Origin of the sequence: Micromonospora sp. CPCC 206061, assembly GCF_036906915.1 — a bacterium.
Classification (GTDB): Bacteria; Actinomycetota; Actinomycetes; order Mycobacteriales; family Micromonosporaceae; genus Phytohabitans.
The window spans coordinates 149,779-174,107 of the sequence record NZ_JBAKHX010000002.1 but is presented as its reverse complement, the minus strand read 5'-3'; the positions used below and the strand labels follow the sequence as shown (position 1 = coordinate 174,107).

General features: G+C 69.5%; 26 protein-coding genes and 1 pseudogene. 15 read left to right on the top strand and 12 right to left on the bottom strand.

Translation table 11 applies throughout. The annotated features are described in order from the left end of the window. Nucleotides 1-140: 140 nt before the first annotated feature. Entirely contained in the window at nt 141-389 is a 249-nt protein-coding gene (locus tag V6V89_RS03150; RefSeq protein WP_334617377.1) for a hypothetical protein, read from the bottom strand. Beyond that, nucleotides 389-1,255 (bottom strand): mycothiol conjugate amidase Mca, encoded by an 867-nt coding sequence (gene mca / locus V6V89_RS03145; protein ID WP_334617414.1) that lies wholly within the window; start codon nt 1,253-1,255, stop codon nt 389-391. The genes V6V89_RS03150 and mca overlap by 1 nt, the downstream gene beginning before the upstream one ends. Nucleotides 1,256-1,397: 142 nt before the next feature. Here mca and V6V89_RS03140 point away from each other — a divergent pair, with 142 nt between their 5' ends. The 3 genes from V6V89_RS03140 to V6V89_RS03130 all read left to right on the top strand — a co-directional run bounded on the left by V6V89_RS03140 (nt 1,398) and on the right by V6V89_RS03130 (nt 3,498). Further along, the gene (locus V6V89_RS03140) at nt 1,398-1,832 is read left to right on the top strand and encodes a DUF4307 domain-containing protein (protein WP_334617376.1); all 435 of its coding nucleotides are present in this window, start codon (nt 1,398-1,400) and stop codon (nt 1,830-1,832) included. Nucleotides 1,833-1,959: 127 nt separating this feature from the next. Further along, on the top strand, nt 1,960-2,460 hold the full coding sequence (gene greA / locus V6V89_RS03135) for a transcription elongation factor GreA (RefSeq protein ID WP_334617375.1): 501 nt from the start codon (nt 1,960-1,962) through the stop codon (nt 2,458-2,460). A 93-nt stretch (nt 2,461-2,553) separates the two neighbouring features. Continuing rightward, nucleotides 2,554-3,498 (top strand): hypothetical protein, encoded by a 945-nt coding sequence (locus tag V6V89_RS03130; RefSeq protein ID WP_334617374.1) that lies wholly within the window; start codon nt 2,554-2,556, stop codon nt 3,496-3,498. 62 nt (nt 3,499-3,560) lie between these two features. On the opposite strand, the gene ilvA is transcribed toward V6V89_RS03130, so the two are convergent. The 3 genes from ilvA to V6V89_RS03115 all read right to left on the bottom strand — a co-directional run bounded on the left by ilvA (nt 3,561) and on the right by V6V89_RS03115 (nt 7,414). Then, nucleotides 3,561-4,778 carry a threonine ammonia-lyase gene (gene ilvA / locus V6V89_RS03125; protein WP_334617373.1) on the bottom strand — a complete coding sequence of 406 codons (1,218 nt, stop codon included), beginning with the start codon at nt 4,776-4,778 and terminating at the stop codon, nt 3,561-3,563. Nucleotides 4,779-4,854: 76 nt separating this feature from the next. Continuing rightward, on the bottom strand, nt 4,855-6,258 hold the full coding sequence (locus V6V89_RS03120) for an amidase (protein WP_334617372.1): 1,404 nt from the start codon (nt 6,256-6,258) through the stop codon (nt 4,855-4,857). Between the two features lie 16 nt (nt 6,259-6,274). Further along, nucleotides 6,275-7,414: a cystathionine gamma-synthase gene (locus tag V6V89_RS03115; protein WP_334617371.1), complete on the bottom strand. Its 1,140-nt coding sequence runs from the start codon at nt 7,412-7,414 to the stop codon at nt 6,275-6,277. A 62-nt stretch (nt 7,415-7,476) separates the two neighbouring features. Between V6V89_RS03115 and V6V89_RS03110 the strand changes: the two genes are divergently transcribed. The 5 genes and pseudogenes from V6V89_RS03110 to V6V89_RS03090 all read left to right on the top strand — a co-directional run. Then, a complete protein-coding gene (locus V6V89_RS03110; RefSeq protein WP_334617370.1) occupies nt 7,477-7,890 on the top strand; it encodes an HIT family protein in 414 nt (137 codons plus the stop codon). A gap of 45 nt (nt 7,891-7,935) precedes the next feature. Beyond that, a complete protein-coding gene (gene msrA / locus V6V89_RS03105; protein WP_334617369.1) occupies nt 7,936-8,598 on the top strand; it encodes a peptide-methionine (S)-S-oxide reductase MsrA in 663 nt (220 codons plus the stop codon). A gap of 58 nt (nt 8,599-8,656) precedes the next feature. Then, nucleotides 8,657-8,860 carry a hypothetical protein gene (locus V6V89_RS03100; RefSeq protein WP_334617368.1) on the top strand — a complete coding sequence of 68 codons (204 nt, stop codon included), beginning with the start codon at nt 8,657-8,659 and terminating at the stop codon, nt 8,858-8,860. Between the two features lie 6 nt (nt 8,861-8,866). After that, a complete protein-coding gene (locus tag V6V89_RS03095; RefSeq protein ID WP_334617367.1) occupies nt 8,867-9,277 on the top strand; it encodes a type II toxin-antitoxin system VapC family toxin in 411 nt (136 codons plus the stop codon). 20 nt (nt 9,278-9,297) lie between these two features. Further along, nucleotides 9,298-9,399: pseudogene (locus V6V89_RS03090) on the top strand (peptide-methionine (S)-S-oxide reductase MsrA); the annotation flags it as partial. 334 nt (nt 9,400-9,733) lie between these two features. Here the strand turns inward: V6V89_RS03090 and V6V89_RS03085 are convergent. After that, nucleotides 9,734-9,958 (bottom strand): hypothetical protein, encoded by a 225-nt coding sequence (locus V6V89_RS03085; RefSeq protein WP_334617366.1) that lies wholly within the window; start codon nt 9,956-9,958, stop codon nt 9,734-9,736. Nucleotides 9,959-10,117: 159 nt separating this feature from the next. After that, nucleotides 10,118-10,552, bottom strand: coding sequence for a hypothetical protein (locus tag V6V89_RS03080; protein WP_334617365.1), 435 nt, complete (start codon nt 10,550-10,552; stop codon nt 10,118-10,120). A gap of 335 nt (nt 10,553-10,887) precedes the next feature. Between V6V89_RS03080 and V6V89_RS03075 the strand changes: the two genes are divergently transcribed. The 4 genes from V6V89_RS03075 (at nt 10,888) to V6V89_RS03060 (ending at nt 15,566) form a co-directional block, all read left to right on the top strand. Next, complete coding sequence (locus tag V6V89_RS03075; RefSeq protein WP_334617364.1) at nt 10,888-11,787, top strand: ribonuclease Z; 900 nt, start codon at nt 10,888-10,890, stop codon at nt 11,785-11,787. Then, nucleotides 11,784-12,314 carry a GNAT family N-acetyltransferase gene (locus V6V89_RS03070; protein ID WP_334617363.1) on the top strand — a complete coding sequence of 177 codons (531 nt, stop codon included), beginning with the start codon at nt 11,784-11,786 and terminating at the stop codon, nt 12,312-12,314. Before V6V89_RS03075 ends, V6V89_RS03070 begins: the two co-directional genes overlap by 4 nt. 616 nt (nt 12,315-12,930) lie before the next feature. Then, entirely contained in the window at nt 12,931-14,640 is a 1,710-nt protein-coding gene (locus V6V89_RS03065) for an aminotransferase class V-fold PLP-dependent enzyme (RefSeq protein WP_334617362.1), read from the top strand. Beyond that, on the top strand, nt 14,637-15,566 hold the full coding sequence (locus tag V6V89_RS03060; protein ID WP_334617361.1) for a S1C family serine protease: 930 nt from the start codon (nt 14,637-14,639) through the stop codon (nt 15,564-15,566). The genes V6V89_RS03065 and V6V89_RS03060 overlap by 4 nt, the downstream gene beginning before the upstream one ends. A 46-nt stretch (nt 15,567-15,612) precedes the next feature. Here the strand turns inward: V6V89_RS03060 and V6V89_RS03055 are convergent, their stop codons facing one another. After that, a complete protein-coding gene (locus V6V89_RS03055; protein ID WP_334617360.1) occupies nt 15,613-16,827 on the bottom strand; it encodes an NADP-dependent isocitrate dehydrogenase in 1,215 nt (404 codons plus the stop codon). A 70-nt stretch (nt 16,828-16,897) separates the two neighbouring features. Between V6V89_RS03055 and V6V89_RS03050 the strand changes: the two genes are divergently transcribed. Further along, a complete protein-coding gene (locus V6V89_RS03050; protein ID WP_334617359.1) occupies nt 16,898-17,680 on the top strand; it encodes an MBL fold metallo-hydrolase in 783 nt (260 codons plus the stop codon). A gap of 41 nt (nt 17,681-17,721) precedes the next feature. Here V6V89_RS03050 and mdh read toward each other — a convergent pair whose 3' ends face one another. The 3 genes from mdh to V6V89_RS03035 are packed head-to-tail and all read right to left on the bottom strand — an operon-like array spanning nt 17,722 to nt 20,736. Then, entirely contained in the window at nt 17,722-18,672 is a 951-nt protein-coding gene (mdh, locus tag V6V89_RS03045; protein ID WP_334617358.1) for a malate dehydrogenase, read from the bottom strand. A 48-nt stretch (nt 18,673-18,720) separates the two neighbouring features. Beyond that, nucleotides 18,721-19,824, bottom strand: a complete 1,104-nt coding sequence (locus tag V6V89_RS03040) for a M23 family metallopeptidase (RefSeq protein ID WP_334617357.1) — start codon at nt 19,822-19,824, stop codon at nt 18,721-18,723. A 51-nt stretch (nt 19,825-19,875) separates the two neighbouring features. Then, nucleotides 19,876-20,736, bottom strand: coding sequence for a bifunctional methylenetetrahydrofolate dehydrogenase/methenyltetrahydrofolate cyclohydrolase (locus tag V6V89_RS03035; RefSeq protein WP_334617356.1), 861 nt, complete (start codon nt 20,734-20,736; stop codon nt 19,876-19,878). A gap of 47 nt (nt 20,737-20,783) precedes the next feature. Here V6V89_RS03035 and V6V89_RS03030 point away from each other — a divergent pair, with 47 nt between their 5' ends. Both V6V89_RS03030 and V6V89_RS03025 read left to right on the top strand, forming a co-directional pair. Next, nucleotides 20,784-22,397: a peptide ABC transporter substrate-binding protein gene (locus V6V89_RS03030; RefSeq protein WP_334617355.1), complete on the top strand. Its 1,614-nt coding sequence runs from the start codon at nt 20,784-20,786 to the stop codon at nt 22,395-22,397. 58 nt (nt 22,398-22,455) lie between these two features. Then, on the top strand, nt 22,456-22,689 hold the full coding sequence (locus V6V89_RS03025) for a hypothetical protein (RefSeq protein ID WP_442935054.1): 234 nt from the start codon (nt 22,456-22,458) through the stop codon (nt 22,687-22,689). Here V6V89_RS03025 and purH read toward each other — a convergent pair whose 3' ends face one another. Next, on the bottom strand, nt 22,690-24,258 hold the full coding sequence (gene purH, locus V6V89_RS03020) for a bifunctional phosphoribosylaminoimidazolecarboxamide formyltransferase/IMP cyclohydrolase (RefSeq protein WP_334617354.1): 1,569 nt from the start codon (nt 24,256-24,258) through the stop codon (nt 22,690-22,692). Nucleotides 24,259-24,329: the final 71 nt, after the last annotated feature.

The window sequence follows — 24,329 nt, the reverse complement described above, 5'->3', positions numbered from 1 at the left end:
TCCCAACCCGCAGCTCCGGGGACAATGCCCCCGGCGGAAGGCTAAGCCAAACGGGATTGGCGCAACAGGGGTCGCCGGGTCGGTTTACCAAGAAGGTCGCCGATCCGGGCGCTGGGAGCGCTCTATCCCCTAGAACACGGTCAGGTGCTGGACTCGCGATCTGTCGGATCAAGGACAGTGCCCGTGGATTCGGCCGCCCGCTTCTCTTGATCTTGCTGCTGCGGAAACTGGCCGGGGAGCCGCCGCAGGCGACCGTTCATGTTCCGGATCAACAGCACGGTCGCGATCGCCAGCAGCACGATGATGAACAACCCCATGGGCCCCGCCAGGCCACCGGAGCGCGTGTCGCCGAAGTTGTTCTCCGCGAGCACTTGTGCAGCCGTCAGCATCACTCCACGGTACGCGCAGGCGGGCGCAACCCCGCAAACAGGTCGGTCTCCGGCACCGCGTTGTCGACATGCGACTTGACCAACTCGAAGTCTTCGGTCGGCCAGAGCCGCTGCTGGACGTCCAGTGGCGCCCGGAAGAAGAACCCGTCCGGGTCGACCTGGGTCGCGTGCGCACGCAGGGCGTCGTCGCGCAGATGGAAGTAGGCCCCGCACTCGACACGGGTGGTGATCCGGTCGCTCTTGTCGCGCCCGTCGTCCTCCCAGCCCTCCAGCATCTCGGCGTAGGGCGATTCGAGCCCGGCCTCGATCATGCCCTCGTGCAGCGCGACGAACTTCGCCCGCGTGAACGTGTGCTGGTAGTACAGCTTGGCCGGCTGCCACGCCTCACCCATCTCGGGGAACTGCTCGACGTCACCTGCGGCGTCGAACGCCACCATGCTGATCTTGTGGCACATGATGTGGTCGGGGTGCGGGTAGCCACCCTCCTCGTCGTACGTCAGGACCACGTGCGGGCGGAACTCGCGCATCAACCGCACCAGCGGTGCAGCCGCGGCCTGCACGTCCTGGAGCGCGAAGCAGCCGTCGGGCAGCGGCGGCAGCGGGTCGCCCTCGGGCAGGCCGGAGTCGACGAAGCCGAGCCACGCCTGGTCGACACCCAGGATCGCGCGGGCGGCGTCCATCTCCGCGCGGCGGATCTCCGCGATGTTTTCCCACACGTCGGGCCGATCCATCTTCGGGTTGAGCACACTGCCCCGCTCGCCCCCCGTACACGTCACGACCAGCACGGACACGCCCTCGGCGACGTATTTCGCCATAGTGGCGGCACCCTTGCTGGACTCGTCGTCCGGATGTGCGTGCACAGCCATCAGACGCAGTTGCTCAGACAACGAAAAACTCCCTCACGACCTGCCGGATCCCCCTCGATCACGTGCTGTCACTATGGAACAGCAGCGCACCTCCGCCATTCTGGCCGATGCCTCCGACAACAATCGCAGGAGATCCACCCCGGTGACCAAGACGCAGGCAACAACTACCTCCGGTGCCCCGGTGTTCCCGCCCGGCCGGTACGGCCGCCGGCGGGAGCCGCGCAAGCAGCGCCGGTGGGTGGTCGCGTTGCTGGTCGCGGCGGTGGTCGCGGCGGGCGTCGGGCTCGCGGTCAAGCTGTACCAGCAGTACGGCGACCCGTCTTACAACGCCCAGGTGACCAGCTACTCCGGAGTCACCGACACCGGGATCGATGTCGAGTTCCGGGTCAACGTGCCGGATGGCGGCAAGGCGATCTGCGTGTTGAGAGCCCGGTCGCGCGACGGCGCCGAGGTCGGCAAGGCGGAGGTAGCGGTGGCCGCGGCACCCGGTGAAACCCGTCCACTGACCCGATACCGGCTTGTGACCAGCGCACGTCCCGTGATCGGCGAAGTGGTGCGCTGCCGGGCAGCCGAGTAGCGAATTGACCGGCACGACTGACCCGGTTCAGCCGCCGAAGAAAAACGCGTAATTACGGTGGTGTCAGTCGCTGGTAAGTTGGTAGTTCTGATTTGTTTGCCCGTTAGCCCACCCGAGGAGATCGTCTGTGTCCACCACCGACCCCCAGGCGCAGGCCACCTGGCTGTCCCAGGACGCGCACGACCGTCTGAAGGCCGAGCTCGACGAGCTGATCGCGGCCCGTCCGGCGATGGCCGCTGAGATCAACGCGCGACGCGAGGAAGGCGACCTGCGCGAGAACGGCGGTTACCACGCTGCCAGGGAAGAGCAGGGCAAGGCCGAGATGCGGATCCGCCAGCTGCAGGAGCTGTTGCGCACCGCTCGCGTCGGCGACGCCCCCAAGGCCGACAAGGTCGCGCCCGGCACCGTCGTGACCATCCATTTCGACGACGACACCGACGATACCGAGACATTCCTGCTCGGGTCCCGGGAGATCGCGGCCACGACTGATCTGACCGTGTACAGCCCGGAATCCGCCCTAGGACAGGCCATTCTCGGCGCTCGGCCCGGCCAGACCGTGACCTACACCGCACCGAGCGGCGCAGACATCAAGGTCACGGTCGTCGAGTTCAAGCCGTTCGGCGGCTAGGACGTTCGACGGATAGCGCGACACACCCTTCCCTTGCGAGGATCGCCGTCGGCTCACGAAAAGTGAGCCTTCCTTCATGGGGAGGTAACTCGAATGGCAGAGTCCGAAAAGTCCACCGTGGACCGCCGCCGGCTCCTGCGCCGCGCCGGCACGGTCGCGGCGGGCGTCGCGGGTGCCGGCGTTGCGGGTGCGGTGGCCGCAACGCCCGCCCAGGCTGCCCCGGGCCAGCCGGTCCTCCAGGGCCAGAACAACAACGTCGGCACCAATGTCCCGAGCACGGGTATCCAGGCGAGCAGCCCGGAGCTCCCGACCCTGGCGCTGTACAACCCGAACGAGACGCCCGTCGAGGGTGGCACGGCGGCCGGCCCGGCGCTCCAGCTCGTACCGCACGGCGACTGGCTGAACGACGACGCTCCGGCCGGCTCGCTCGCCGCCGACGGACTGGGCCTGCCGTGGGTGTCGGTGCAGTACCCCGGCTTCACGTTCTCGCACGCGGTGCACTCGACGTTCAACTCGAACACCACGGTGCCCGTGACGCCGACCCGGGCGATTGACACCCGCAACACCGCTGGACGCGCGCGCATCCTCAACGCGGCGGGCAACCTCGACAGCGCCGGTCGCCTGATCGCGGGCCGGTCGGTCAACATCGACCTGAGCGACCTGGCGTTCTTCCCGAACGCCGTGCTGCTCAACGCGACCGTCACCGGGCAGGGGGCCGCTGGCTTCCTGACCGTGTGGGCCTACAACACGACCCGGCCGGGCGTCTCCAGCGTCAACTACTCGCCGGGCCAGAACCTGTCCAACTTCGTATTCAGCGCGTCCGGCTGGGACGACACCTCGGTCGCCTCCGGCCTGTCCGTCTTCACCAGCCAGACCACGCACTTCCTCCTCGACATCGTGGCGTTCGTGGTCAGCGACGGAGCGGTCAACCCCAACATCACGTCGGCCGACGCGACCGCCGGCCTGCGGGGGGCCGCGAGCAGCGCGGCCGCGACTCGGGCCCAGGCTGTCAAGAAGTCGAAGCCGAGCTGGCAGTAAGACCCGTACGAGCACATTGGTGCCCGTCGCCTTCTGGCGGCGGGCACCGCCGTATCAAGAGGCTACGCGGAGCGGAACGTCACCTCGTATCCGCTGGCGCGCAGCAGACCGATGAGCTTTTCGGCGTGTTCGGGGCCGCGCGTCTCGACGGAAAGCGCCACCTCGACCTCGCCCAGCCGCAGCCGCGGGCTCACCCGCTGATGCTGCACGTCCACCACGTTGGCCCGGTGCTCGGCGATCAGGGCGAGCAGAGAAGCCAACTGTCCCGGCTGGTCTCCACAATGCACGGTGAACCGCAGGTGCCGGCCGGCCGCCGTCAGCCCGTGCTCGATCACTCGCAGCAGCAGGAGCGGGTCGATGTTGCCGCCCGACAACACCGCCACCGCGGGCGTCTCGACGGTCACCGCGCCGGCCATCATGGCCGCCACGCCCACGGCGCCCGCCGGCTCGACAACCAGTTTGCCGCGCTCCAGCAGCATCAGCAGCGCCCGGGAAATATCCTCCTCGGTCACCGTCACGACCTCGTCGACGAGCTTGCTGACGTGCGCGAACGTGTGCTCGCCCGGGCAACCCACCGCGATGCCGTCGGCGATCGTGTCCAATGTTGCCAGCCGGACGGGCGTGCCGGCCCGCAGTGACGGCGGGTACGCGGCAGCGCCTTCGGCCTGCACACCGATCACCCGTACGTCCGGGCGGAGCGCCTTGGCGGCGACCGCGATGCCGGAGAGCAGCCCGCCACCGCCCAACCCGGCAACGATTGTCTTGACGTCCGGGCACTGTTCGAGGATCTCCAGCGCCACCGTGCCCTGCCCGGCGATCACGTCCGGGTGGTCGAACGGGTGGATCAGCACCGCCCCCGTACGTTCGGCGAACTCGCGGGCGGCCACCAGGGCGTCGTCGACTGTGGTGCCCGCGTACTCGATCCGGGCCCCGTACCCCTTGGTGGCCAACACCTTCGGGATGGGCGCGCCCACCGGCATGAAGACCGTGGAGACGGCGCCGAGCAGCCCGGCGGCGAGCGCCACGCCCTGGGCGTGGTTACCGGCGCTGGCGGCGACCACGCCACGGGCCCGCTCCTCCGGCGACAGCCGGGAGATGCGCACGTACGCGCCACGCACCTTGTACGAGCCGGCACGCTGCAGGTTTTCACACTTGAGCCAGGCCGGACCGCCGATGGCCGCGGACAGCGGGCGGGACGGTTCAAGTGGCGTAGTCCGGACGACCCCGCTCAGCAGGTCTCGGGCGGCCTCGACGTCGCCCAAGGTCAGGAGCTCCCTCATGACCGTCCTCGCTTCGCCGCGGGCGGCCATGAGGCTCCAAGCGCACTGAGCCCAATGATCCGCTCGCTTCGCTCGCTCATTGCCCGATCGTCGCACCACCGGCTGACCTGCCCACACGCGGCCAGGTCGACGCGTGCCGCTGCCACGGCGCGATCATCTCGAACTGGCCCGCCACCGCCAGCAGCGACAGCTCCGAACCGGGCGGTCCGACGATCTGCACGGCCACGGGCAACCCGTCGGGCCGCATGCCGACGGGCACGACCAGGGCGGGCAGCCCGGCGATGTTCCAGGGTGCGGCGTAGGGCGCGTACCGGATGTTGGCGACCATGTTGGCCCGCCATGACCGCCGTGACCAGCCATCGGCGGCGATGGGCGCACCGGCCAGCGCGGGCGTGATCATCAGGTCGACGCCGTGGTCGGAGAAGAAGCCGATCGACCGGTCGCGCCAGCCCGCGCGGTCCGACTCTCGGACGTACCCCTTGCGTAGTGCCCACGCGCCGAGCGCGACGTGCCGGCGGGTCCGTGGCTGGAGGGTCTTGCGGTCGAGCCCGGCCGACTCGGCGTCGCGGCACGCGGCGCCGAACCAGGTCGCGATGCCGCGTAGGCCAAGCGACGTCGGATATACCGGGTCGGCGGTGACCGCGTCGTGCCCGGCGGCGACCAGCAGGCGGGTCGCCTCGGCGACCGCGTCGCGGTTGGGCTTGTCCGGTCGTACCCCGCGGACCGGCGAACGCAGCGACACGGCGACCTTGAGCCGCTGCGGCTCGACCAGCTTCTCCGGGCGGCGGCCGGCGAGCACCGCAAACCCGACCGCCGCGTCGGCGACGGTCGTGGCGAGGATGCCGTGCTCGGTGAGGCCGTACCAGTCGTCGGCGCCCAGGTTGCACGGCACCACGCCGCGACCCGGCTTGAGCCCGATCAGGCCGCAGCAGGCGGCGGGGATCCGGATCGAGCCGAGCCCGTCGTTGCCGTGCGCGAAAGGCACCAGGCCGGCCGCGACCGCGGCCGCCGCACCGCCCGACGAGCCGCCGGGGGTGCGGTCGGTGCGCCACGGGTTGCGGGTCGTGCCCGTCTCGTCGTCCGTCGTCGCCCACAGGCCCAGCTCGGGCATCCGGGTCACACCGACCACGACCGCGCCCGCACCCCGCAGCCTGCGAACCACCTCGTGGTCGTCCTCGGCCACCGGCCCGCGCGCCGCCGCCGAGCCATTCCACGTGGGCAGGCCCGCGACGGCGGTGTTCTCCTTGACCGCTACCGGCACCCCGGCCAGCGGCAGGTTGGCGAGGTCGTCCTGCTCGTCGACCTTTTCCGCCTCGACGATCGCCTCACCGCCCCGCACCACCCGAAACGCGGACAGCACCGGATCGGCGGTCGCGATGTGATCGAGATGGTCGGCGACCACTTGCGTCGCGGAAGCGTCGCCGCGCCGCACCGCACGGGCGATCTGCTTCGCAGTCGCGCCGACCCACGTCTCCTGCACGGCCCCTCCCCTTGGGCTAGCCGAGTGCCTGCTCCAGATCCGCGAGTAGATCGTCGGCGGTCTCGATGCCGACCGACAGTCGCACGAGATCCGAGGGAACTTCAAGCGGCGAGCCGGCAGCGCTCGCGTGTGTCATCTTGCCGGGGTGCTCGATGAGGGATTCGACCCCGCCGAGCGACTCCGCGAGCACGAAGAGCTTCGTCCGGTTGCAGACCTCGACCGCCTGCGCCTCACCGCCCGCCACGCGGAAGGAGATCATCCCGCCGAAGCGGCGCATCTGCTTCGCCGCGGTCTCGTGGCCGGGGTGGGTGGGCAGGCCCGGGTACAGAACCTGGGCGATCTTCGGGTGCCGCTGGAGGTACGCCGCGACGCGCTCGGCGTTGTCGCAGTGCCGGTCCATGCGTACCCCGAGCGTCTTCACACCGCGGAGGGTCAGCCATGCGTCGAAGGGGCCGTTGATGCCGCCCATCGCGTTCTGGTGGTACGCCAACTCGTCGCCCAACCCGGGGTCGGCCACGACGAGCGCACCACCGATCACGTCAGAGTGGCCGCCGATGTACTTCGTCGTCGAGTGCACGACGATGTCGGCCCCATGCGCGATGGGCTGCTGGAGGTACGGCGACGCGAACGTGTTGTCGACGACCAGGAGCGCGTCGTTTTCGTGCGCGACGCCCGCGAGCCCCGCGATGTCGGCGATGCCGAGCAGCGGATTGGTGGGGGTCTCGACCCAGATGACCTTCGTCTTGTCGGTGACAGCCGCCCGCACCTGGTCGATGTCGGAAATACGCGCGGCCGTCCAGGCCAGCCCCCAACGCTCGGCGACCTTGGCGAACAGCCGGTAGGTGCCGCCGTACGCGTCGTCCGGGATCACCACGTGGTCGCCAGGCCGGCACACGGTGCGCAGGAGTGTGTCTTCCGCGGCCAGCCCCGACGCGAACGTCAGGCCACGCCGGCCGCCCTCCAGCGCGGCCAGGCACTCCTGCAACGCGTCGCGGGTCGGGTTGCCCGACCGCGCGTACTCGTAGCCGAGGCGGGGCTCACCCACCGCGTCCTGCGCGAACGTGCTGGTCTGGAAGATCGGCGGCACCACCGCGCCGGTGCGGGCCTCCGGCTCCTGGCCGGCGTGGATGGCGAGCGTGTCGAACCCGTACGTCATTGGGCCGAGGCTAGTCCTTCCCCGGTCCCGCCCTCACGCACGCCGCGCCTTACTCTTCCCGGATGGCCGAATGCTTGTTCTGTGGCATCGTCGCGGGCTCCGTACCGGCGTTCGTGGTGGCCGACGAGCCCGCCGGATTCGCGTTCCTCGACACCAGGCCCGTCTTCAAAGGCCACATCCTGGTCGTGCCGCGCACGCACGTCGCCGTCCTCGGCGACCTGCCCACCGGCGACCTGGCGCCCTACTTCGGCCTGGTGCGACGCCTGTCCCTCGCCGTCGAGGCCGGCCTCGGAGCCGGCGGGACCTTCGTCGCCATGAACAACAAGGTGTCGCAGTCCGTGCCGCACCTCCACACCCACGTGGTACCGCGGACGAAAGGCGACGGCCTACGCGGTTTCTTCTGGCCGCGGACGCGGTACACGTCTGACGACGAGGCCAGCCTGTACGCCGAGAAGATCGCCGCAGCGCTCGGGTAAGGCTCGGGCGGCCCTTGGCGTTATCCCTGTCGGAGGTGTCAACCCGTGTTCCTAAGACGCGTGAAAATCGACCTACCCACCCCCGACCAGGCCCTGCCCGGCCGCGCCACCGAAATGCCGGTCGCCGCGCGCCACACCGTCCTCGGCACCCCGCTGCGCGGCCCCTGGCCCGCCGGCGCCGAGGTGGCAGTGTTCGGGATGGGCTGCTTCTGGGGCGCCGAGCGACTCTTCTGGCGCCTGCCCGGCGTGATCTCCACGTCGGTGGGCTACGCCGGCGGCAGCACCCCGAACCCGACCTACGAGGAAGTCTGCTCCGGCCTCACCGGCCACGCCGAGGTGGTCCAGGTGGTCTACGACCCGGCGAAAATCGGGTACGAGCGGCTGCTCAAGGTCTTCTGGGAAAACCACGACCCGACCCAGGGCATGCGCCAGGGCAACGACGTGGGCACCCAGTACCGCTCCACCATCTACACCACGTCGGATGCGCAGGCGAAGGTGGCACAGGCGTCCCGGGAGGCGTTCGCGCCGGTGGTGCGAGCGGCCGGGCACGAGGAGATCACAACCGAGATCGAGCCCTTACGCGAGTACTACTACGCCGAGGACTACCACCAGCAGTACCTTTCAAGTGACAAAAACCCCAACGGGTACTGCAACCACGGCCCCAATGGGATGACCTGCCCCATCGGGGTCGCCAAGACCGACGCCTGATTGGGGTCGGTGAACCAGCGCCAGGCGTGACAGACTCGCGGCGAAGGGTGGTGAGCGAATGACGAGTGGAGCCGAGCCTCTGAACGACCCGTGCCGGATCGCCCGTCGCCGCGAGTCGCTGGACGAGCAGGTCCGTCGTCGGGGCCTTAAGCCCATCGAGTCGGTCGATGATCTCAAGTGCGACGGCGTGTTCGAGAGCGACGAGGAGCTAGACGCCTTCCTCGCGCACGTGTACGCCGAGCGTCACGCCAACCTCGCGTAGCCGCTCGTGGACTACGTCGTCCTCGACACCGACGTGGCCTCCCTCAGCTTTCGAGGGCGGCTGCCCGCCGGCTTCAACAGGCCGTTGGCCGGCAAGCTGACATGCGTCTCGTTCGTGACGATCGCCGAGATGACCAAGTGGGCCGAGCTTCGCGACTGGGGACCGCGCAACCGGGATCGGCTGGAGCTGTGGTTGTCTCGCCAGACGCATCTCGAATACGACATCGCGGTGGCGCAGACCTGGGGTCGGCTGGCCGCAGCAGCGCAGAGACGCGGTCGTGTCGCCCCGATCAACGACACCTGGATCGCCGCTACGTGCCTGGCGGAAGGGCTGCCGTTGGCGACCCTCAACGTGAAGGACTACGAGGGCTTCGCCGAACACCACGGTCTGGTCCTCGTGACGCCACCGCGCACATAAGGTGCCAGATGCATCGATCCCACCAGCAGTACTTGTCGGATTCGAAGAATCCGAACGGCTACTGCAACCACGGCCCGAATGGGATGTCCTGCCCCATCGGGGTGGCGAAGACCGACGCCTGATTGGGGTCTTCCGACCAGCGCTACGCGTGACAGACTCGCGGCGAAGGGTGGTGAGCGAATGACGAGTGGAGCCGAGCCTCTGAACGACCGTGCCGGAACGCCCGTCGCCGCGAGTCGCTGGACGAGCAGGTCCGTCGTCGCGGCCTAAGCCCATCGAGTCGATCGATGATCTCAAGCGCGACGGCGTGTTCGAGAGCGACGAGGAGCTAGACGCCTTCCTGGCGCACGTGTAAGCCACCACGTCCCGCAACGACGCCTGATTCCACGCCCAGGACCTGGCGACGGCCTGGATTGGGGCGGTGTTGCGGACACCGCCCCAGCCAGTTGGTGTCGGTCAGAATGCAATGAAGATGCCGCTGGTGGGGCTGAAGATGCCGAGGAAGTCAACGAAGAAGTCATCGTCGTGACCGTTGTCGTGACCGTTGCCGTTGCCGTGACCGTTGCCGTGACCGTTGCCGTGACCGTTGCCGTGACCGTTGCCCCCGGCGGCCTCGGTGACGGACGTGGCCGGGCTGGCCGACGCAGCAGTTCCGAATCCGGCCATCAGACCGGTGGTCATCGCCGCGGACGCGGCGAGCACAGCGGCGCGAGTGAGCATGGATCGGCGCATTAGATCCCCCTTAGATGGTAACCGCCCCTGTTCGGGCGACTTGGGCGTTTAGCCCGTGATGTCGACTATAGGTATCCTGGGTTACCCATGTCGCCAAAAGTGGCAATCTCACGGGCAATCTCTTGTCGGGCGCCGGAAGGGACCACCCGGGGGCGAGGGCCGGTGTTGACTACGGGGTTCGGGCTTGTAGGACGGCGACTCGGCAGCTGCCGAGGTCGTCCTTGACGTACGTCGACAGCCCTGGACCGCCTCGATGGGGATACGCCACAGCTTCGGGTAGATCTCAATGCGCTTGAGGATCACCTCACGCAGCTGACTCTGTTCGAGCTGCTGGCGCGCCGACTCGACCTGATGGCGGGCGGATGCCGTGCTGGCGAGGTACGACAGGGCGGCGCCGACGAGGGAGACGAGGCTGGCCACGATGGCGGCGGTGACGGCCGGGTTGAGGTCGACCGGGTCATCTTGCTCCGCAGGGGCACGGCTCGCGTGCGGCGTCCAGCCCCGCCGATCAAGGCCATTCGCATCGATCAAGGGCAAACGCACGTGGAAATGAGATCCAACCACGTGCGTTTGCCCTTGATCGACGGAGAGAGGCGGCAGGAAAGGGGCGAAACGGGTGCGCGAAATAGGCGTTGCCGATCACCGCGCGGAGTGGATAGCGTGGCTGTACACGGGAAGGGAGGTGGTCCAGCTTTGTGTAGCTATAGGACTCGTGAGGTGGCTGTCCGCTAGCCGCTGTCCTTGACACAGCACGTCGTCGAGACCGTGTGACAGCGGTGCGGCGAAACCAAGTCAGACACCCGACCCCCGGGGTTCCGGCCTAGTCCAGCCGGTCCGCGCACGAGCGCGGAAGCCCCGGGGGTTGTCTAATATCGGGCGTGCGTGAGCTGATCATCCTCGGCACGGCGAGCCAGGTGCCGACCCGGCACCGAAACCACAACGGGTACTTTCTGCGCTGGGACGACCAGGGCATCCTGTTCGACCCGGGCGAGGGTACGCAGCGGCAGATGCTGCGGGCGGGCGTCGCCGCCACCGACATCACCCGGATCTGCGTGACGCACTTTCACGGCGATCACAGCCTGGGGCTGCCTGGAGTCATCCAGCGGCTGTCACTCGACCGGGTGCCCCATCCGGTCGTCGCGCATTTTCCCGCCAGCGGCACCGAATACTTCCGCAGGATGCGGCACGCGACCAGCTTCTACGAGACCGCTGACGTCCGCGAGGCAGCCGTTGAACGCGAAGGCCCGATTCCTGGGACGATCCTCGAAGCGCGGCGGCTGCGGCATCCGATCGAGACCTACGGGTACCGGATGATCGAGCCCGATGGGCGCCGCATGCTGCCCGACAAGCTTGCCGCCCACGGCATCGCTGGTCCTGCGGTGGGTGAGCTCATCCGTGCCGGGCACCTGCGGGGGGTCACGCTCGACGACGTCAGTGTGCCGCGGCCCGGGCAGCGCTTCGCGTTCGTCATGGACACCGGCCTCTGCGACAACGTCTACGCCCTCGCCGAAGGCGCCGACCTGTTGGTGATCGAGGCGACCTTCCGGTCGCGGGATGCCGCGATGGCCGCGCAGGTCGGCCACCTGACCGCGGCGCAAGCCGCGCGGGTGGCGGCGGAAGCGAAGGTACGCCGGCTGGTGCTCACGCACTTCAGCCAGCGGTACGACGATCCGGCCGGCTTCGCCGTCGAGGCGCGCGAGCACTTCGACGGCGAGCTGATCATCGCCGAGGATCTGATGCGGGTACCGGTGCCGGCGCGGCTACCCTCGACAGCGTGACCGTCGTGATCCGGGCCGGGGCCGAAGACGACCTGACGGCGGTCGGTGAGCTGCATTTCCGGTCGAGGCTGGCGGCGTACTCGCGATTCGTCCCGCACGACGCCCTCACCGCGATGCCGCCGAGCGCGATGGTCGACTACTGGGTCGAGCGCTGGCGGTACGAGCGAGGCGATCATCAGCTCACGGTGGCCGAGGCGGACGGGGCGGTTGTCGGGTTCACCTATCTGGGGCCCGACGAGGAACCCGATACGGGCATCCTCAACGCCATCCATGTCGACCCGGATCTGGTGGGCAGCGGCGTGGGGCGGGTGCTGATGCGCGACGCGCTGGCGAAGCTCAGCGCGGGTGGCTGGCGTCGGGCGGTGCTGTGGGTGCTCACCGCCAACACGCGGGCCCGGCGCTTCTACGAGCGGGGAGGCTGGGCGCCGGACGGCGTCGAGCGCGAGGATCACATCGGCACGGCACCCGTGCGCCATATGCGGTACGTGCTGCCTCTGCCCGGAGACTGGCCGGGCGAGAGTACGTGATCGATGCATGCGGGGGAACCGGCGATCACGTACTCTCGCCCGCCATACCCACCCAAACCGGGGGAACGCCTGGCCGGAGGCGTCGGACCAGCGGAGGCATGCTGGTCACCGGACTGCTGGGTGGGTGTTTCGCGGGTCGCCACGGTGCTGGCGGGGCACCGCGACGTCACCGCCGAATTTGGGTCATAGTTGGTCGAAGGAGCCACGGTTTGTCGGGGCACGCCGTTCCCGCCATCGGCCTCCGCCGGGTCTCTCGCGCCAGCTAGGTAGCGCGCGGAGCCCATTGAGGTCGTGCCGGGCCGTCCATGCCTCGCGCCAAGGCCGGCGGGATGCCGTCTCGGCGCGCTCGGCGAGTCTCCTGGGTGGGCACGGCCATGCCGAGCCGCACCAGACACACTCACCGACCTGGTTGGGTTGTGTGTGCCGCCCGAGCATGTATTGCGCGTCCCGCCACAACAGGCGGTCCACCACGTCGGCCGGCTCTGTATGGTCCACGCTGACCATCCGTTCCCCCTTTCGGGAGCTACGACTAGTCAACCGGCCGGCGCCTGACCGCAACCGGACAGGATGTGCGACTCCCCGAAATTTCCACTTTTGAGGGGGGCGATAATGAGTCATGGGCGACACGCCGTTGTTGCGCCGCGTTCGCGAAGCGGTCATCGGTGACGACCAGGTGATGTGGGGGCCGTACGGTCCGCGCCGCGTGACGTACGCCGATTACACCGCGTCCGGACGTGCCCTCACCTTCATCGAAGACTTTATCCGCGACGAGGTGCTGCCACGATATGCCAATACGCACACCGAATCGTCCGGCACCGGGCTCCAGACCACCCGCCTGCGCGAGGATGCCCGAACGACGATCCGCGAGTGCGTGGGCGGTGACCAGGACACCGTCGTCATCTTCGCCGGATCGGGCGCCACCGGCGCCATCGACAAGCTCATCTCGGTACTCGGCCTGCGGCTGCCGGCGTCGCTCGACGACGCTTATGGCTTTCGCGACCAGATCCCGATCCGCGAACGTCCAGTGGTCTTTATCGGACCGTACGAACATCACTCGAACGATCTGCCGTGGCGCGAGTCCATCGCGGACCTCGTGCTGATTCCCGAAGATCATGATGGCCATGTCGACCAGGACGCGTTGGAGGCAGCACTCGTCAAATACGCGGATCGGCCGCTGAAGATCGGGTCGTTCTCGGCCGCCTCGAACGTCACCGGCATCCTCACCGACACCGAGGTGATCGCCGCGCTGCTGCACCGGCACGGCGCGCTGTCGTTCTGGGACTACGCGGCCGCCGGGCCGTACGTCGACATCCGCATCGACGGCAAGGATGCGATCTTCCTGTCGCCGCACAAGTTCGTCGGTGGGCCGGGCACTCCGGGCGTGCTGGTGGTGCGGCGCGAACTGCTGCGCAACCGGGTGCCGACCGTGCCGGGCGGGGGCACGGTCGACTACGTCAACGCGTATGAGCACCGCTACCTCACCGACCCGGCGCACCGGGAGGAGGGCGGCACGCCGGCGATCGTCGAGTCGATCCGCGCGGGGCTCGTGTTTCAGCTCAAGCGGGCCGTGGGGACGGACGTGATCCGGGAGCAGGAGGAGCAGTTCCTGCACCGCGCGGTCACGTCCTGGAGCGCGAATCCCGCCATTCAGATCCTCGGCAACCTCACCGCCGACCGGCTCTCGATCCTCTCGTTCGTGGTACGCCGGCCGAATGGTCGCGGCTTGCACCACAACTTCGTCGTGGCGCTGCTCAACGACCTCTTCGGGATCCAGTCGCGCGGCGGCTGCTCGTGCGCGGGACCGTACGGCCACCGGCTGCTGGGCGTAGACCTGGAGCTGTCGCACCGGTACGAGGCGGAGATCGTCGCGGGCTGCGAGGGGATCAAGCCCGGATGGGTGCGAGTCAGCTTCAACTACTTCCTGACCGACGTGGTCTGCAGGTACCTGATCGACGCCGTGGACCTCGTCGCCACCCATGGGTGGAAGTTGCTGCCGGAGTACCGGTTCGACCCGCACACGGCGCTCTGGCGGCACCGCGCGGGCCTTGTCGAGCCGCCGCTGCGGTTGGGCCAGCTCTGGTACGACGAGGAAGGGCAGCTGTCCTGGCCGGCCCACCACGAGCGGGCCGACGAGGAAGCGCTCGACGGTTACCTGGCGTACGCCCGTGAGCTGCTGCTCGACCTGCCGGAGCCGGACCTCGACGGCCACCCGGGCGACGCGGTGTCACCGCACTTCGAGGAGCTGCGCTGGTTCGAGCTGCCGGCGTGTTCGCTCACAGCGGATCCGGGCATTGACCGGCGTCCCGCCGCGTTCCGCACGTCATGAGTACCGAACAGGACGTCTTCGACGCGTACTCCCAGGTGGTCACCACCGTCGCCGAAAAGGTCCTGCCCAGCGTGGCCGCCCTGGCGGTGCGCGCGGCCCGCGGCGCCGGCGCCGGATCGGCCGTGACCTTCACCGACGACGGGTTCCTACTCACCAGCGCACACGTGGTCGCCGGCGCCACGAGTGGCACGGCGACATTCGGCGACGGCCTGGAGACCCGGTTCGACGTGGTCGGCGCGGACTCGCTCTCCGACCTCGCGGTCCTTCGGGTACGCGCCACCGGCGCCCCGCCCGCCGAGCTGGGCGACGCCGACCGGCTGCGGATCGGGCAGCTCGTGGTGGCGGTCGGCAACCCGATGGGCCTGGCCGGCTCGGTGACCGCCGGCGTCGTGTCCGGCCTCGGCCGGTCCATCCCGGCCCGCGACGGCCGCAGGGTCCGGCTCATCGACGACGTGATCCAGACCGACGCCGCCCTCAACCCGGGCAACTCCGGCGGCGCGCTCGCCAACTCCAATGGCTGGGTGATCGGTGTCAACACTGCGGTAGCCGGGTACGGGCTCGGGCTCGCCGTGCCGATCAATCCGAACACCCGGCAGATCATCGGCGAGCTGGTGTCGACCGGGCGGGTGCGCCGCGCCTGGCTGGGTGTGGCGGGCGCGCCCGTGCCGCTGCCGCCGCCGGTCGCCGAGCGGCTGGATCAGAAGATGGGGCTGCGCGTGGTGGAGGTCGTTCCTGGCAGCCCGGCCGGCGTGGCCGGGATCTACCTGGGCGACGTGATCGTCTCGGCGGGAGGGCGTCCGGTGTCGAACGTGCAGGCGCTCCAGCGCCTGATGCTCGGCCCCGCGATCGGCACCCGCATGCCCGTGACGGTCCTTCGCCGCGGCGCCTTCGTGGACGTGGTGACCGTCCCCGCCGAACTCGACTGAAAAAAGGGCGCCGCGCCCACCGGCGCGGCGCCCCATTCGAAAAGGGTCAGGCGAGCTTCTTGGACAGGTTCTGGTCCAGAGCGTTCATGAACTCGTCTGTGGTGAGCCACGGGGCGTCGCGGGAGATGAGCAGCGCCAGGTCCTTCGTCATCTGGCCGCCCTCGACGGTCTCGACGCAGACCTGCTCCAGCTTCTCCGCGAACTCCGTCACCGCCGGCGTGCCGTCCACCTTGCCGCGGTGGGCCAGGCCCCGCGTCCACGCGAAGATCGAGGCGATCGGGTTGGTGGAGGTCTTCTCGCCCTTCTGCCACTGCCGGTAGTGCCGGGTGACCGTGCCGTGCGCCGCCTCCGCCTCGACGGTCTTGCCGTCCGGGGTCATCAGCACCGAGGTCATCAGGCCGAGCGAGCCGAAGCCCTGCGCCACCGTGTCGGACTGCACGTCGCCGTCGTAGTTCTTGCAGGCCCAGACGAAGCCGCCCTCCCACTTGAGCGCGGCGGCCACCATGTCGTCGATCAGCCGGTGCTCGTAGGTGATGCCGGCTTCCGCGAACAGCGAGGCGAACTCGTTCTCGAAGACCTCGGCGAACAGGTCCTTGAAGCGCCCGTCGTACGCCTTGAGGATGGTGTTCTTCGTCGACAGGTAGACGGGGTACTTGCGGTCCAGCCCGTACCGGAACGAGGCGCGCGCGAAGTCGCGGATCGACTCGTCGAAGTTGTACATGCCCATGGCCACGCCGCCACCGGGGAAGTTGGCGACCTCGAACTCGATCGGCGCCGAGCCGTCAGCGGGCGTGAAGGCAAGCGTGAGCGTGCCGGGGCCGGGCACCACGAAGTCGGTCGCCTTGTACTGGTCGCCGTGCGCGTGACGGCCGATGATGATCGGCTTGGTCCAGCCGGGCACCAGCCGGGGCACGTTCGCCATGATGATCGGCTCACGGAAGACCACGCCGCCGAGGATGTTGCGGATGGTGCCGTTGGGCGAACGCCACATCTTCTTGAGGCCGAACTCCTCGACCCGCGCCTCGTCCGGCGTGATGGTGGCGCACTTCACGCCGACGCCGTGCCGCTTGATGGCGTTGGCGGCATCGACGGTGACCTGGTCGTCGGTCTCGTCGCGGTGCTGGATCGAGAGGTCGTAGTACTCCAGCTCGACGTCGAGGTAGGGCAGGATCAGCTGCTCCCGGATCTGCTTCCAGATGATCCGGGTCATCTCGTCGCCGTCGAGCTCGACGACTGGGTTGTTCACCTTGATCTTCGCCATCGCGCCGGCGCTCCTCTCGCGGGGATTCATTAAGCAGTACGAGCGTACTGCACAGCCTAGACTCCTTCGCATGCCGCTCACCCACACCCTTGGCGACGTCACAGTCATCGCACTGACAGACGGCGAAGGCCCGTTCTTCTTGCCCCGAAATGAGGCATTTCCGCAGGCCACCGGCGAGCATTGGCGGCTCACCGACGAGCGCTATCCGGGCGCGGTGACCCCTGACGGGCAGTGGCTGCTGCGGTTTCGCTGTTTCGCGATCCGGCACGACGACGGCGGCGTCATTCTCGTCGACGCGGGCATCGGTCCGGCCGGGTCGCCGGCCGCGAGCTGGGCGCCGGTGCCAGGGCAGTTGCCCGCCGAGCTGGAGGCCGCCGGCATTGAGCCCACCGACGTGCGCACCGTCGTCCTCACGCACCTGCACACCGACCACGTCGGCTGGGCGGTTGTCGACACGCCCTACTTCCCCAACGCCGAGTACCTGCTGCAACGCGCCGACGCCGACGCGGTCGACGAGCTGAACCCGCCGCTGCGCGAACTGCTCCTCGCCCCGCTGGCCGCCGCCGGCCAGTTGCGACTCGTCGAGGGCGATACCCACATACGAGACGGCGTCAAGGCCGTCCACACACCCGGCCACACGCCGGGCCACCAGGCCGTTTTGATCGAGTACGCCGACGAGCCGACCCTCGTCACCGGTGATCTCTTGGTGCACGCCGTCCAGATCGTGGCGCCCGAGGTGGTGTACACCTTCGAGATGGACCCGGGCGCGGCGCGCGAGTCGCGCGCGAAGCTGCTGGTCCCCGGCGTCGTGCTGGCCACCGCCCACCTGCCGGAGCCGTTCGTGAAGCTGTAGCGGCGCGCTTGCGCGAGCGCGCCGCTACGGCCACCACGAAGTCAGAGGTTGGCTACGTCGGCCTGCTTGCTGCGGACGGCCTCGGCGGCCTCCTTGAGGGCTGCCAGCTCAGACTCGGTCAGGTCGGTCTCGACGACCCGGTTGACGCCGTCGGCGCCGATCGCCGCCTCGACGCCCAGGTAGACGCCCGAGATGCCGTACTCGCCGTCGACCCACGCGCACACGGGCAGGACGGCGCCGGAGTCCTCGGCGACCGCGCGCGCCATGCGTGCCGCGGCGGCGGAGGGGGCGTAGTACGCCGAACCGGTCTTCAGCAGCCCGACCACCTCGGCGCCGCCGTTGCGGGTGCGGACGACCAGCTCCTCGATCTTCTCGGCGGGCAGCAGCTCCGACAGCGGCTTGCCGTTGACGGTGCACTGCGAGGGCACCGGCACCATCGTGTCGCCGTGCGAGCCGAGAGTCAGCGTGCGTACCGACGCCACCGGCACGGCCAGCGTCTCGGCGACGAAGTGGCTGAACCGGGCGGTGTCGAGCATGCCGGCCTGGCCGAGCACCCGCTGCTTCGGGAACTGGGTCGCGATCTGGGCGAGGGCGGTCATCTCGTCGAGCGGGTTGGACACGACGATGACGACGGCGTTCGGCGCGTACTTGGCGACGTTCTCCGCCACCTGCCGGACGATCTTGGCGTTCACGCCGAGGAGGTCCATGCGGCTCATGCCCGGCTTGCGCGGCAGGCCGGCCGTGATGACGACGATGTCCGAGCCCTCGATCGCCTCGTAGCCCTCGCCGTTCGGGCCAGTGGTCTGGCCGACGACCTTGGTCTCGAAGCCCTCGATCGGCCGGGACTGGTTCATGTCCAGCGCCAGTCCCTCTGGCTTGCCGTCCACGATGTCCGTGAGCACGACCGTGTCGAAGATGTCGTACTCGGCCAGGCGCTGCGCGGTCGTCGAGCCGTAGAAGCCGGCGCCGACGACGGTGACCTTCTTGCCCATGGTCGTCTCACTCTCTGATACCGGTCGAGGTTCTTTTTCCGGACCGTATCAGCCGTGTTTGGTACAGAAGCCGTTGACCGGGTCACCTGTGCCGGTCCACACGTAGACGTCACTGACCCAGCTGCCGTCGGAGAGCTTGTTCCACAGGTCGCTGGTGTATCCGTCACGACCGGTGTGAACGGTGCCGCGCGCCGAGCAGGCGATCGTCACGGTGCCGCCGTCGGACACGGTGCCCACCACGGCGTGCCCCACGCCTGGCCCGGCGCGGCGGTTGAGCGTGCTGCCGCCGTCGGTGTCGACGATGCCCTGGGTGAGGCCGAGGGCACCGTGGTTGCGGAGGCTGCCGCCCACGGCTACCCGCTGCGAGCCGTGCCGGGCGGCCCCGCTGTACGACCGTCCGGTATCGATGATCACCCACTTGCCGAACGCGTGCCGGTCGATCTCGACGTACCGGCCGTCGCGGCGCAGCGAGAAGTGCACGTGCTTGCCGCTCGAACGCCCGCCGCACGAGACGTCGTTGCCGATATGGCCCAGGAACGCGCCCTCGACCACCCGGGTGCCGTCCGGCCGGATGTTGCGTTCGAGGTGGTAGTAGTCGGTGGCGAGGCCCCGGTCGTGCACCACCCGCACCCAGCCCTTGCCAGACTTGCACATCGTGTACGCGAGACCGCCGCGCGCCGCGAGCACCCGGCCGTCGCCGCCGGCGAGGTCGATCGAGCTGCGGGCGTCGCCGCTCATCGGGTGCGGGCCGCCCGTGTACCGCCAGGTCTGGCCGACCGCGAACGGCAGTCGCATGCCGGTGCGCCGGTCGGTGCTCTCGGTCCTGTCTCCCAGGGTGCGCCGCTCGTCTCCACTGAGGATGGTCGCGTTCCGGCTCAACGTGGCGAAGAGCGGCTCGCCTTCGAGAGCCACCCGCCAGCGGCCCTTCTCGCGGTGGGCGACGAAGAGCCAGCCGTCCGGGTACTCCTCACCGGTCACCATGCGGACAGCGGTGCCGAAGCCCCACTCGATCGTGGTGCGTGGCGCCACAGCGACTTCGGCACCCGGCACGCGGGCGCGGACGGCGACGACGAGGTCTGGGGCCGGACCGGCTAGCGGCGCGGCGGGCCCGGCTGACATTCCGAGTGCGAGGACCGCGGCGACGAGTCGCATACCTCGATCATGAACAAATACGGCGAATCGGTCACGCCGCCGCGCCGTCGGTCAGACCTTTTCTGCCCGCTCGACGACGTTGGTCAGGAGCATCGCCCTCGTCATGGGGCCGATGCCTCCCGGTACTGGAGCCAGGGCACCCGCCACCTCGGCCACCCCCGGGGCCACGTCGCCCGTGTACACGCCCTTGCCATCAGGGCCGACGACCCGGGTGATGCCGACGTCGATCACCACCGCGCCGGGCCGGATCATGTCGGCGGTCAGCACGCCTGGCACGCCCGCGGCGGCCACGACGATGTCAGCGCTCCGAGTGTGCGCGGCCAGGTCGCGGGTGCCGGTGTGGCACAGGGTCACGGTCGCGTTCTCACTGCGCCGGGTCAGCAGCAGCCCGAGCGGCCGGCCCACCGTCGTGCCCCGCCCGATCACGGTGACGTTCGCGCCCCGCAACGGCACGTCGTACCGGCGCAGCAGCTCGACGATGCCGCGCGGCGTGCACGGCAGCGGCCCGTCGTATCCGAGCACCAGCCGGCCCAGGTTGATCGGGTGCAGCCCGTCGGCGTCCTTGTCGGGGTGGACGGCCTCCAGCACCCGCTGGGTGTCGATCTGCTGAGGCAGCGGAAGCTGCACGATGTAGCCGTGACAGGCGGGGTCGGCGTTGAGCTCGGCGACGACCTCGTCGACCTGCTCCTGGGTGGCGTCGGCCGGCAGGTCGCGGCGGATCGAGGCGATGCCGACCTCTGCGCAGTCGCGGTGCTTGCCGTCGACGTATGCCCGCGAGCCCGGGTCGAGGCCTACCAGCACGGTGCCCAGCCCCGGGACACGACCACGATTGGCGAGAGCCTTGACCCTCGCCCGCAGGTCTTCGCGGATCGCCGCCGCCGTTGCTTTACCGTCCAGGACTGTGGCCGTCACGCCGCAAATGGTCTCATAGTGAGCCGACGACGAAAGCCGAGGGACTGATGCAGGTACGCGGGCTTATCGCCATCCCGCTCGCCGTGACGGCGGCCCTGGCCGCCGGGTGCGATCCGCTCGGGGGTGACGCCGCCAGCGAGGCGGCGCCGGGCACGGTACGGATCGGGATCACCGAGCCGCGCCACCTCGTACCGTCGAACACCAACGACACCGACGGCTCCGAGGTGCTCGCCGCGCTCTTCACGCCGCTCGTCGGGTACGACGGGGACCACCGCGCGCAGCCGCTCGCCGCTGAGTCGATCAAGTCGACCGACCGCAAGGTCTGGACGATCACACTCAAGGACGGGTACACGTTCCACAATGGCGAACCGGTGACCGCCGACAGCTACGTCGACGCGTGGAACTACGCCGCGTACGCCCCGAACAACCAGGCCAACAGCTACTTCTTCGCGCGGGTCGCCGGGTACGCGGACACCCAGCCGGTGGACCCGGACGGCGGCGGGCCCGAGCCGGCCGCCGAGCCGAAGTCGCGGACGCTCTCCGGCCTCAAGAAGGTCGACGACCGCACCTTCCGGGTGACGCTCTCCACACCGTTCACCGAGCTGCCTGCGATGCTGGGCGACACCGCCTTCTACCCGCTGCCGCGGGCGGCGTGGCAGTCGCCGGGCGTGCTCAACCCAGAGTTCGAGGACACGGTCATCGGGCAGGGACCGTTCAAGCTCAAGGGCACCTGGCGGCGCGGGGCGGCGATCGACCTGGAGCGGTACGAGGCGTACCCGGGCGACAAGCCGAAGGTGCCGGCCGTGCGGTTCCAGCCGTACGACCAGCTCACCGCCGCGTACGGCGACCTGCTCGTGGGCGACCTCGACGTGCTGCGCACGGTGCCGGCGGAGAAGGTGACCAGCGCGCCGGAGGATCTCGGCGACCGGTACGGCCGCCAGGTCGACTCGACGCTCCAGTTCCTCGCGTTCCCGACGTACCAGCAGGAGTTCTCCGACCCGGACGTCCGGACGGCGATCTCCATGGCGATCGACCGGAACGCGGTCTTCCCGGATGGGCGGCCGGCGCGCGCCTTCGTCCCGCCGGTCGTGGCCGGGTACCGGGAGGACAGCTGCGGGGCGGCGTGCCAGTTCGACGCGGCGGCGGCCAAGCGCCTGTACACCGAGGCCGGCGGCCCAGCGAAGCTCCAGATCACGTACAACGAGGACGGCGGCCACGGTTCCTGGGTCGAGGCCACCTGTGCGCAGCTGCGCACCAACCTGGGCGTCGAGTGCGCGGGCGCGGCCGTGCCGCGCTTCGTGGACCTGCTGGACAAAGTGGCGGCCCGCCAGCCAGTAGGCCTGTTCCGGATGGGCTGGCCGATGGACTACCCGTCTATGGAGAGCTACCTTGCGCCGCTGTACTCGACGACCGGCTCGTCAAATTACTCCGGCTACAGCAACACGCGCTTCGACTCGCTGGTCAGCGAGGCCACGCAGGCCGCCACCGAAGCCGACATGATCAAGAAGTACCAGCAGGCCGAAGACGTTCTCGCGCAGGACATGCCGGTGGTCCCACTGCGCTTCGGGCAGACCAACTATGGCTGGTCTGCCCGGGTGCGCGAAGTCCAACTCGACGAGTTCGGACGGCTGAACTTGGTCGCCCTGGAATCCACGGGGTAGGCCCGCGAGGGCCTACCCGCGGGGGTCGTACGGCAACGGCTGCAGCTACCCGAACGCGGTGAGCACCTCTCCCGACGGGCGCTACCTGGCGACCGGTCGGCACAACGCCGACGACGACCTGCTGATCTGGAAGGTCGACGGCACCAGCCCGCTGCGCACCGTCGACCTCACCGAAGACGGCGTGCTCGTGCCCCGCGGGCTGGCCTGGTCGGGTGACGGCAGGCAGATCTTCGCCGTGACCCAGGGTCCAGCTGGCGGCCCGCCGTCACTCCATACCGTCTCCGCGCCCTGATCAGTGGAAGAAGTGCCGGGTCCCGGTGAGGTACATCGTGATCCCGGCCGCCTTGGCCGCCGCGATGACCTCGTCGTCGCGCACCGAACCGCCAGGCTGCACGACCGCGCGCACGCCCGCGTCGATCAGCACCTGGAGCCCGTCCGCGAACGGAAAGAACGCGTCGGACGCGGCCACCGAGCCGGAGGCTCTGTCGCCAGCCCGAGACACCGCCAAGCGGGCCGAGTCGACCCGGTTGACCTGGCCCATGCCCACGCCCACGGTGGCGCCACCCGACGCGAGCAGGATGGCGTTGCTCTTCACCGACCGCACTGTCCGCCACGCGAACGTCAGGTCGTCCAGGTCTCCCGGCTCGCCCGACACCAGTTGCCATGTGGCCGGGTCGTCGCCCGACGCGTCGACCCGGTCGATCAGCTGCACCAGCACGCCGCCGCCCACCTGGCGCCACTCCGCCGGCAGCGGATTCCACTCCGGAGCGACGAGGAGCCGCACGTTCTTCTTGCCTGACAGCACCTCCAGCGCACCCTCCTCATAGGAGGGTGCCACCACGACCTCGGTGAAGATCTCCGCGACCTGCTCGGCCATCGCCACGCTGACCGGCCGGTTGACGGCGATCACGCCGCCGTACGCGGACACCGGGTCGCAGGCGTGCGCCTTGCGGTGCGCCTCGGCCACGTCGGCGCCGACCGCGATGCCGCACGGGTTGGCGTGCTTGATGATCGCGACGCACGGTGCACTGTGGTCGTTCGCCGACCGCCAGGCCGCCTCGGCGTCGACGTAGTTGTTGTACGACATCTCCTTGCCGTGCAACTGCTCGGCCTGCGCGAGCCCGGGCGGCGCGTCCGGGTTGACGTACAGCGCCGCCTCCTGGTGCGGATTCTCCCCGTACCGCAGCACATTCGCCCGGCGCAGCGCCAGCCCCGCGAACGCCGGCCAGCCGTCCTCGTCCGGGTTGAGAGTCGACGCACACCACTGCGCCACCGCCAGGTCGTACTCGGCGATCATCGCGAAGGCCCGGGCTGCGAGCGCGCGGCGCTGGGCGAGCGTGAGACCGCCGTCGAGGGCGGCCACGATGTCCGGATACGCCGACGGCGAGGTCACCACGGCTACCGAGGGGAAGTTCTTGGCGGCCGCCCGCACCATGGCCGGCCCGCCGATGTCGATCTGCTCGACGCACTCGTCGACGCTCGCGCCCGTCGCGACCGTCTCCTGGAACGGGTACAGATTGGACACCAGCAGGTCGAACGGCTCGACGCCCAGCTCCTCCAGCTGCGCGGCGTGCGCGGGCAGGCGCAGGTCGGCTAGCAGCCCGGCGTGCACCTTGGGGTGCAGCGTCTTCACCCGACCGTCCAGGCACTCCGGAAAGCCGGTCAGCTCCTCGACCCGGGTCACCGGCGCACCCGCTGCCTCGATGGCCGCCGCCGTCGAGCCGGTCGAGACGATCTGCACGCCGGCGCCGTCCAGCGCCCGCGCCAGGTCGGCGAGACCGCTCTTGTCGTACACACTGACCAGAGCCCGCCGGATCGGACGGCGACCTTCGTCAGTCACGCCAGCTAGCTCGTCGGTCATGCGCCGCCGCCCGCAGCCGGCCCGGAGTCGAGGGAGTGAAGCGACCGAGCGCAGGGTCGGCTACAGGGCGG

What these genes read in the sequence shown, in the direction of transcription:
- V6V89_RS03150 (WP_334617377.1), bottom strand. Translation starts at nt 389, where the DNA reads ATGCTGACGGCTGCACAAGTGCTCGCGGAGAACAACTTCGGCGACACG.
- mca (WP_334617414.1), bottom strand. Translation starts at nt 1,255, where the DNA reads ATGGCTGTGCACGCACATCCGGACGACGAGTCCAGCAAGGGTGCCGCC.
- V6V89_RS03130 (WP_334617374.1), top strand. Translation starts at nt 2,554, where the DNA reads ATGGCAGAGTCCGAAAAGTCCACCGTGGACCGCCGCCGGCTCCTGCGC.
- ilvA (WP_334617373.1), bottom strand. Translation starts at nt 4,778, where the DNA reads ATGAGGGAGCTCCTGACCTTGGGCGACGTCGAGGCCGCCCGAGACCTG.
- V6V89_RS03115 (WP_334617371.1), bottom strand. Translation starts at nt 7,414, where the DNA reads ATGACGTACGGGTTCGACACGCTCGCCATCCACGCCGGCCAGGAGCCG.
- V6V89_RS03110 (WP_334617370.1), top strand. Translation starts at nt 7,477, where the DNA reads ATGGCCGAATGCTTGTTCTGTGGCATCGTCGCGGGCTCCGTACCGGCG.
- V6V89_RS03100 (WP_334617368.1), top strand. Translation starts at nt 8,657, where the DNA reads ATGACGAGTGGAGCCGAGCCTCTGAACGACCCGTGCCGGATCGCCCGT.
- V6V89_RS03085 (WP_334617366.1), bottom strand. Translation starts at nt 9,958, where the DNA reads ATGACCACCGGTCTGATGGCCGGATTCGGAACTGCTGCGTCGGCCAGC.
- V6V89_RS03065 (WP_334617362.1), top strand. Translation starts at nt 12,931, where the DNA reads ATGGGCGACACGCCGTTGTTGCGCCGCGTTCGCGAAGCGGTCATCGGT.
- V6V89_RS03060 (WP_334617361.1), top strand. Translation starts at nt 14,637, where the DNA reads ATGAGTACCGAACAGGACGTCTTCGACGCGTACTCCCAGGTGGTCACC.
- V6V89_RS03055 (WP_334617360.1), bottom strand. Translation starts at nt 16,827, where the DNA reads ATGGCGAAGATCAAGGTGAACAACCCAGTCGTCGAGCTCGACGGCGAC.
- V6V89_RS03050 (WP_334617359.1), top strand. Translation starts at nt 16,898, where the DNA reads ATGCCGCTCACCCACACCCTTGGCGACGTCACAGTCATCGCACTGACA.
- mdh (WP_334617358.1), bottom strand. Translation starts at nt 18,672, where the DNA reads ATGGGCAAGAAGGTCACCGTCGTCGGCGCCGGCTTCTACGGCTCGACG.
- V6V89_RS03040 (WP_334617357.1), bottom strand. Translation starts at nt 19,824, where the DNA reads ATGCGACTCGTCGCCGCGGTCCTCGCACTCGGAATGTCAGCCGGGCCC.
- V6V89_RS03030 (WP_334617355.1), top strand. Translation starts at nt 20,784, where the DNA reads ATGCAGGTACGCGGGCTTATCGCCATCCCGCTCGCCGTGACGGCGGCC.
- purH (WP_334617354.1), bottom strand. Translation starts at nt 24,258, where the DNA reads ATGACCGACGAGCTAGCTGGCGTGACTGACGAAGGTCGCCGTCCGATC.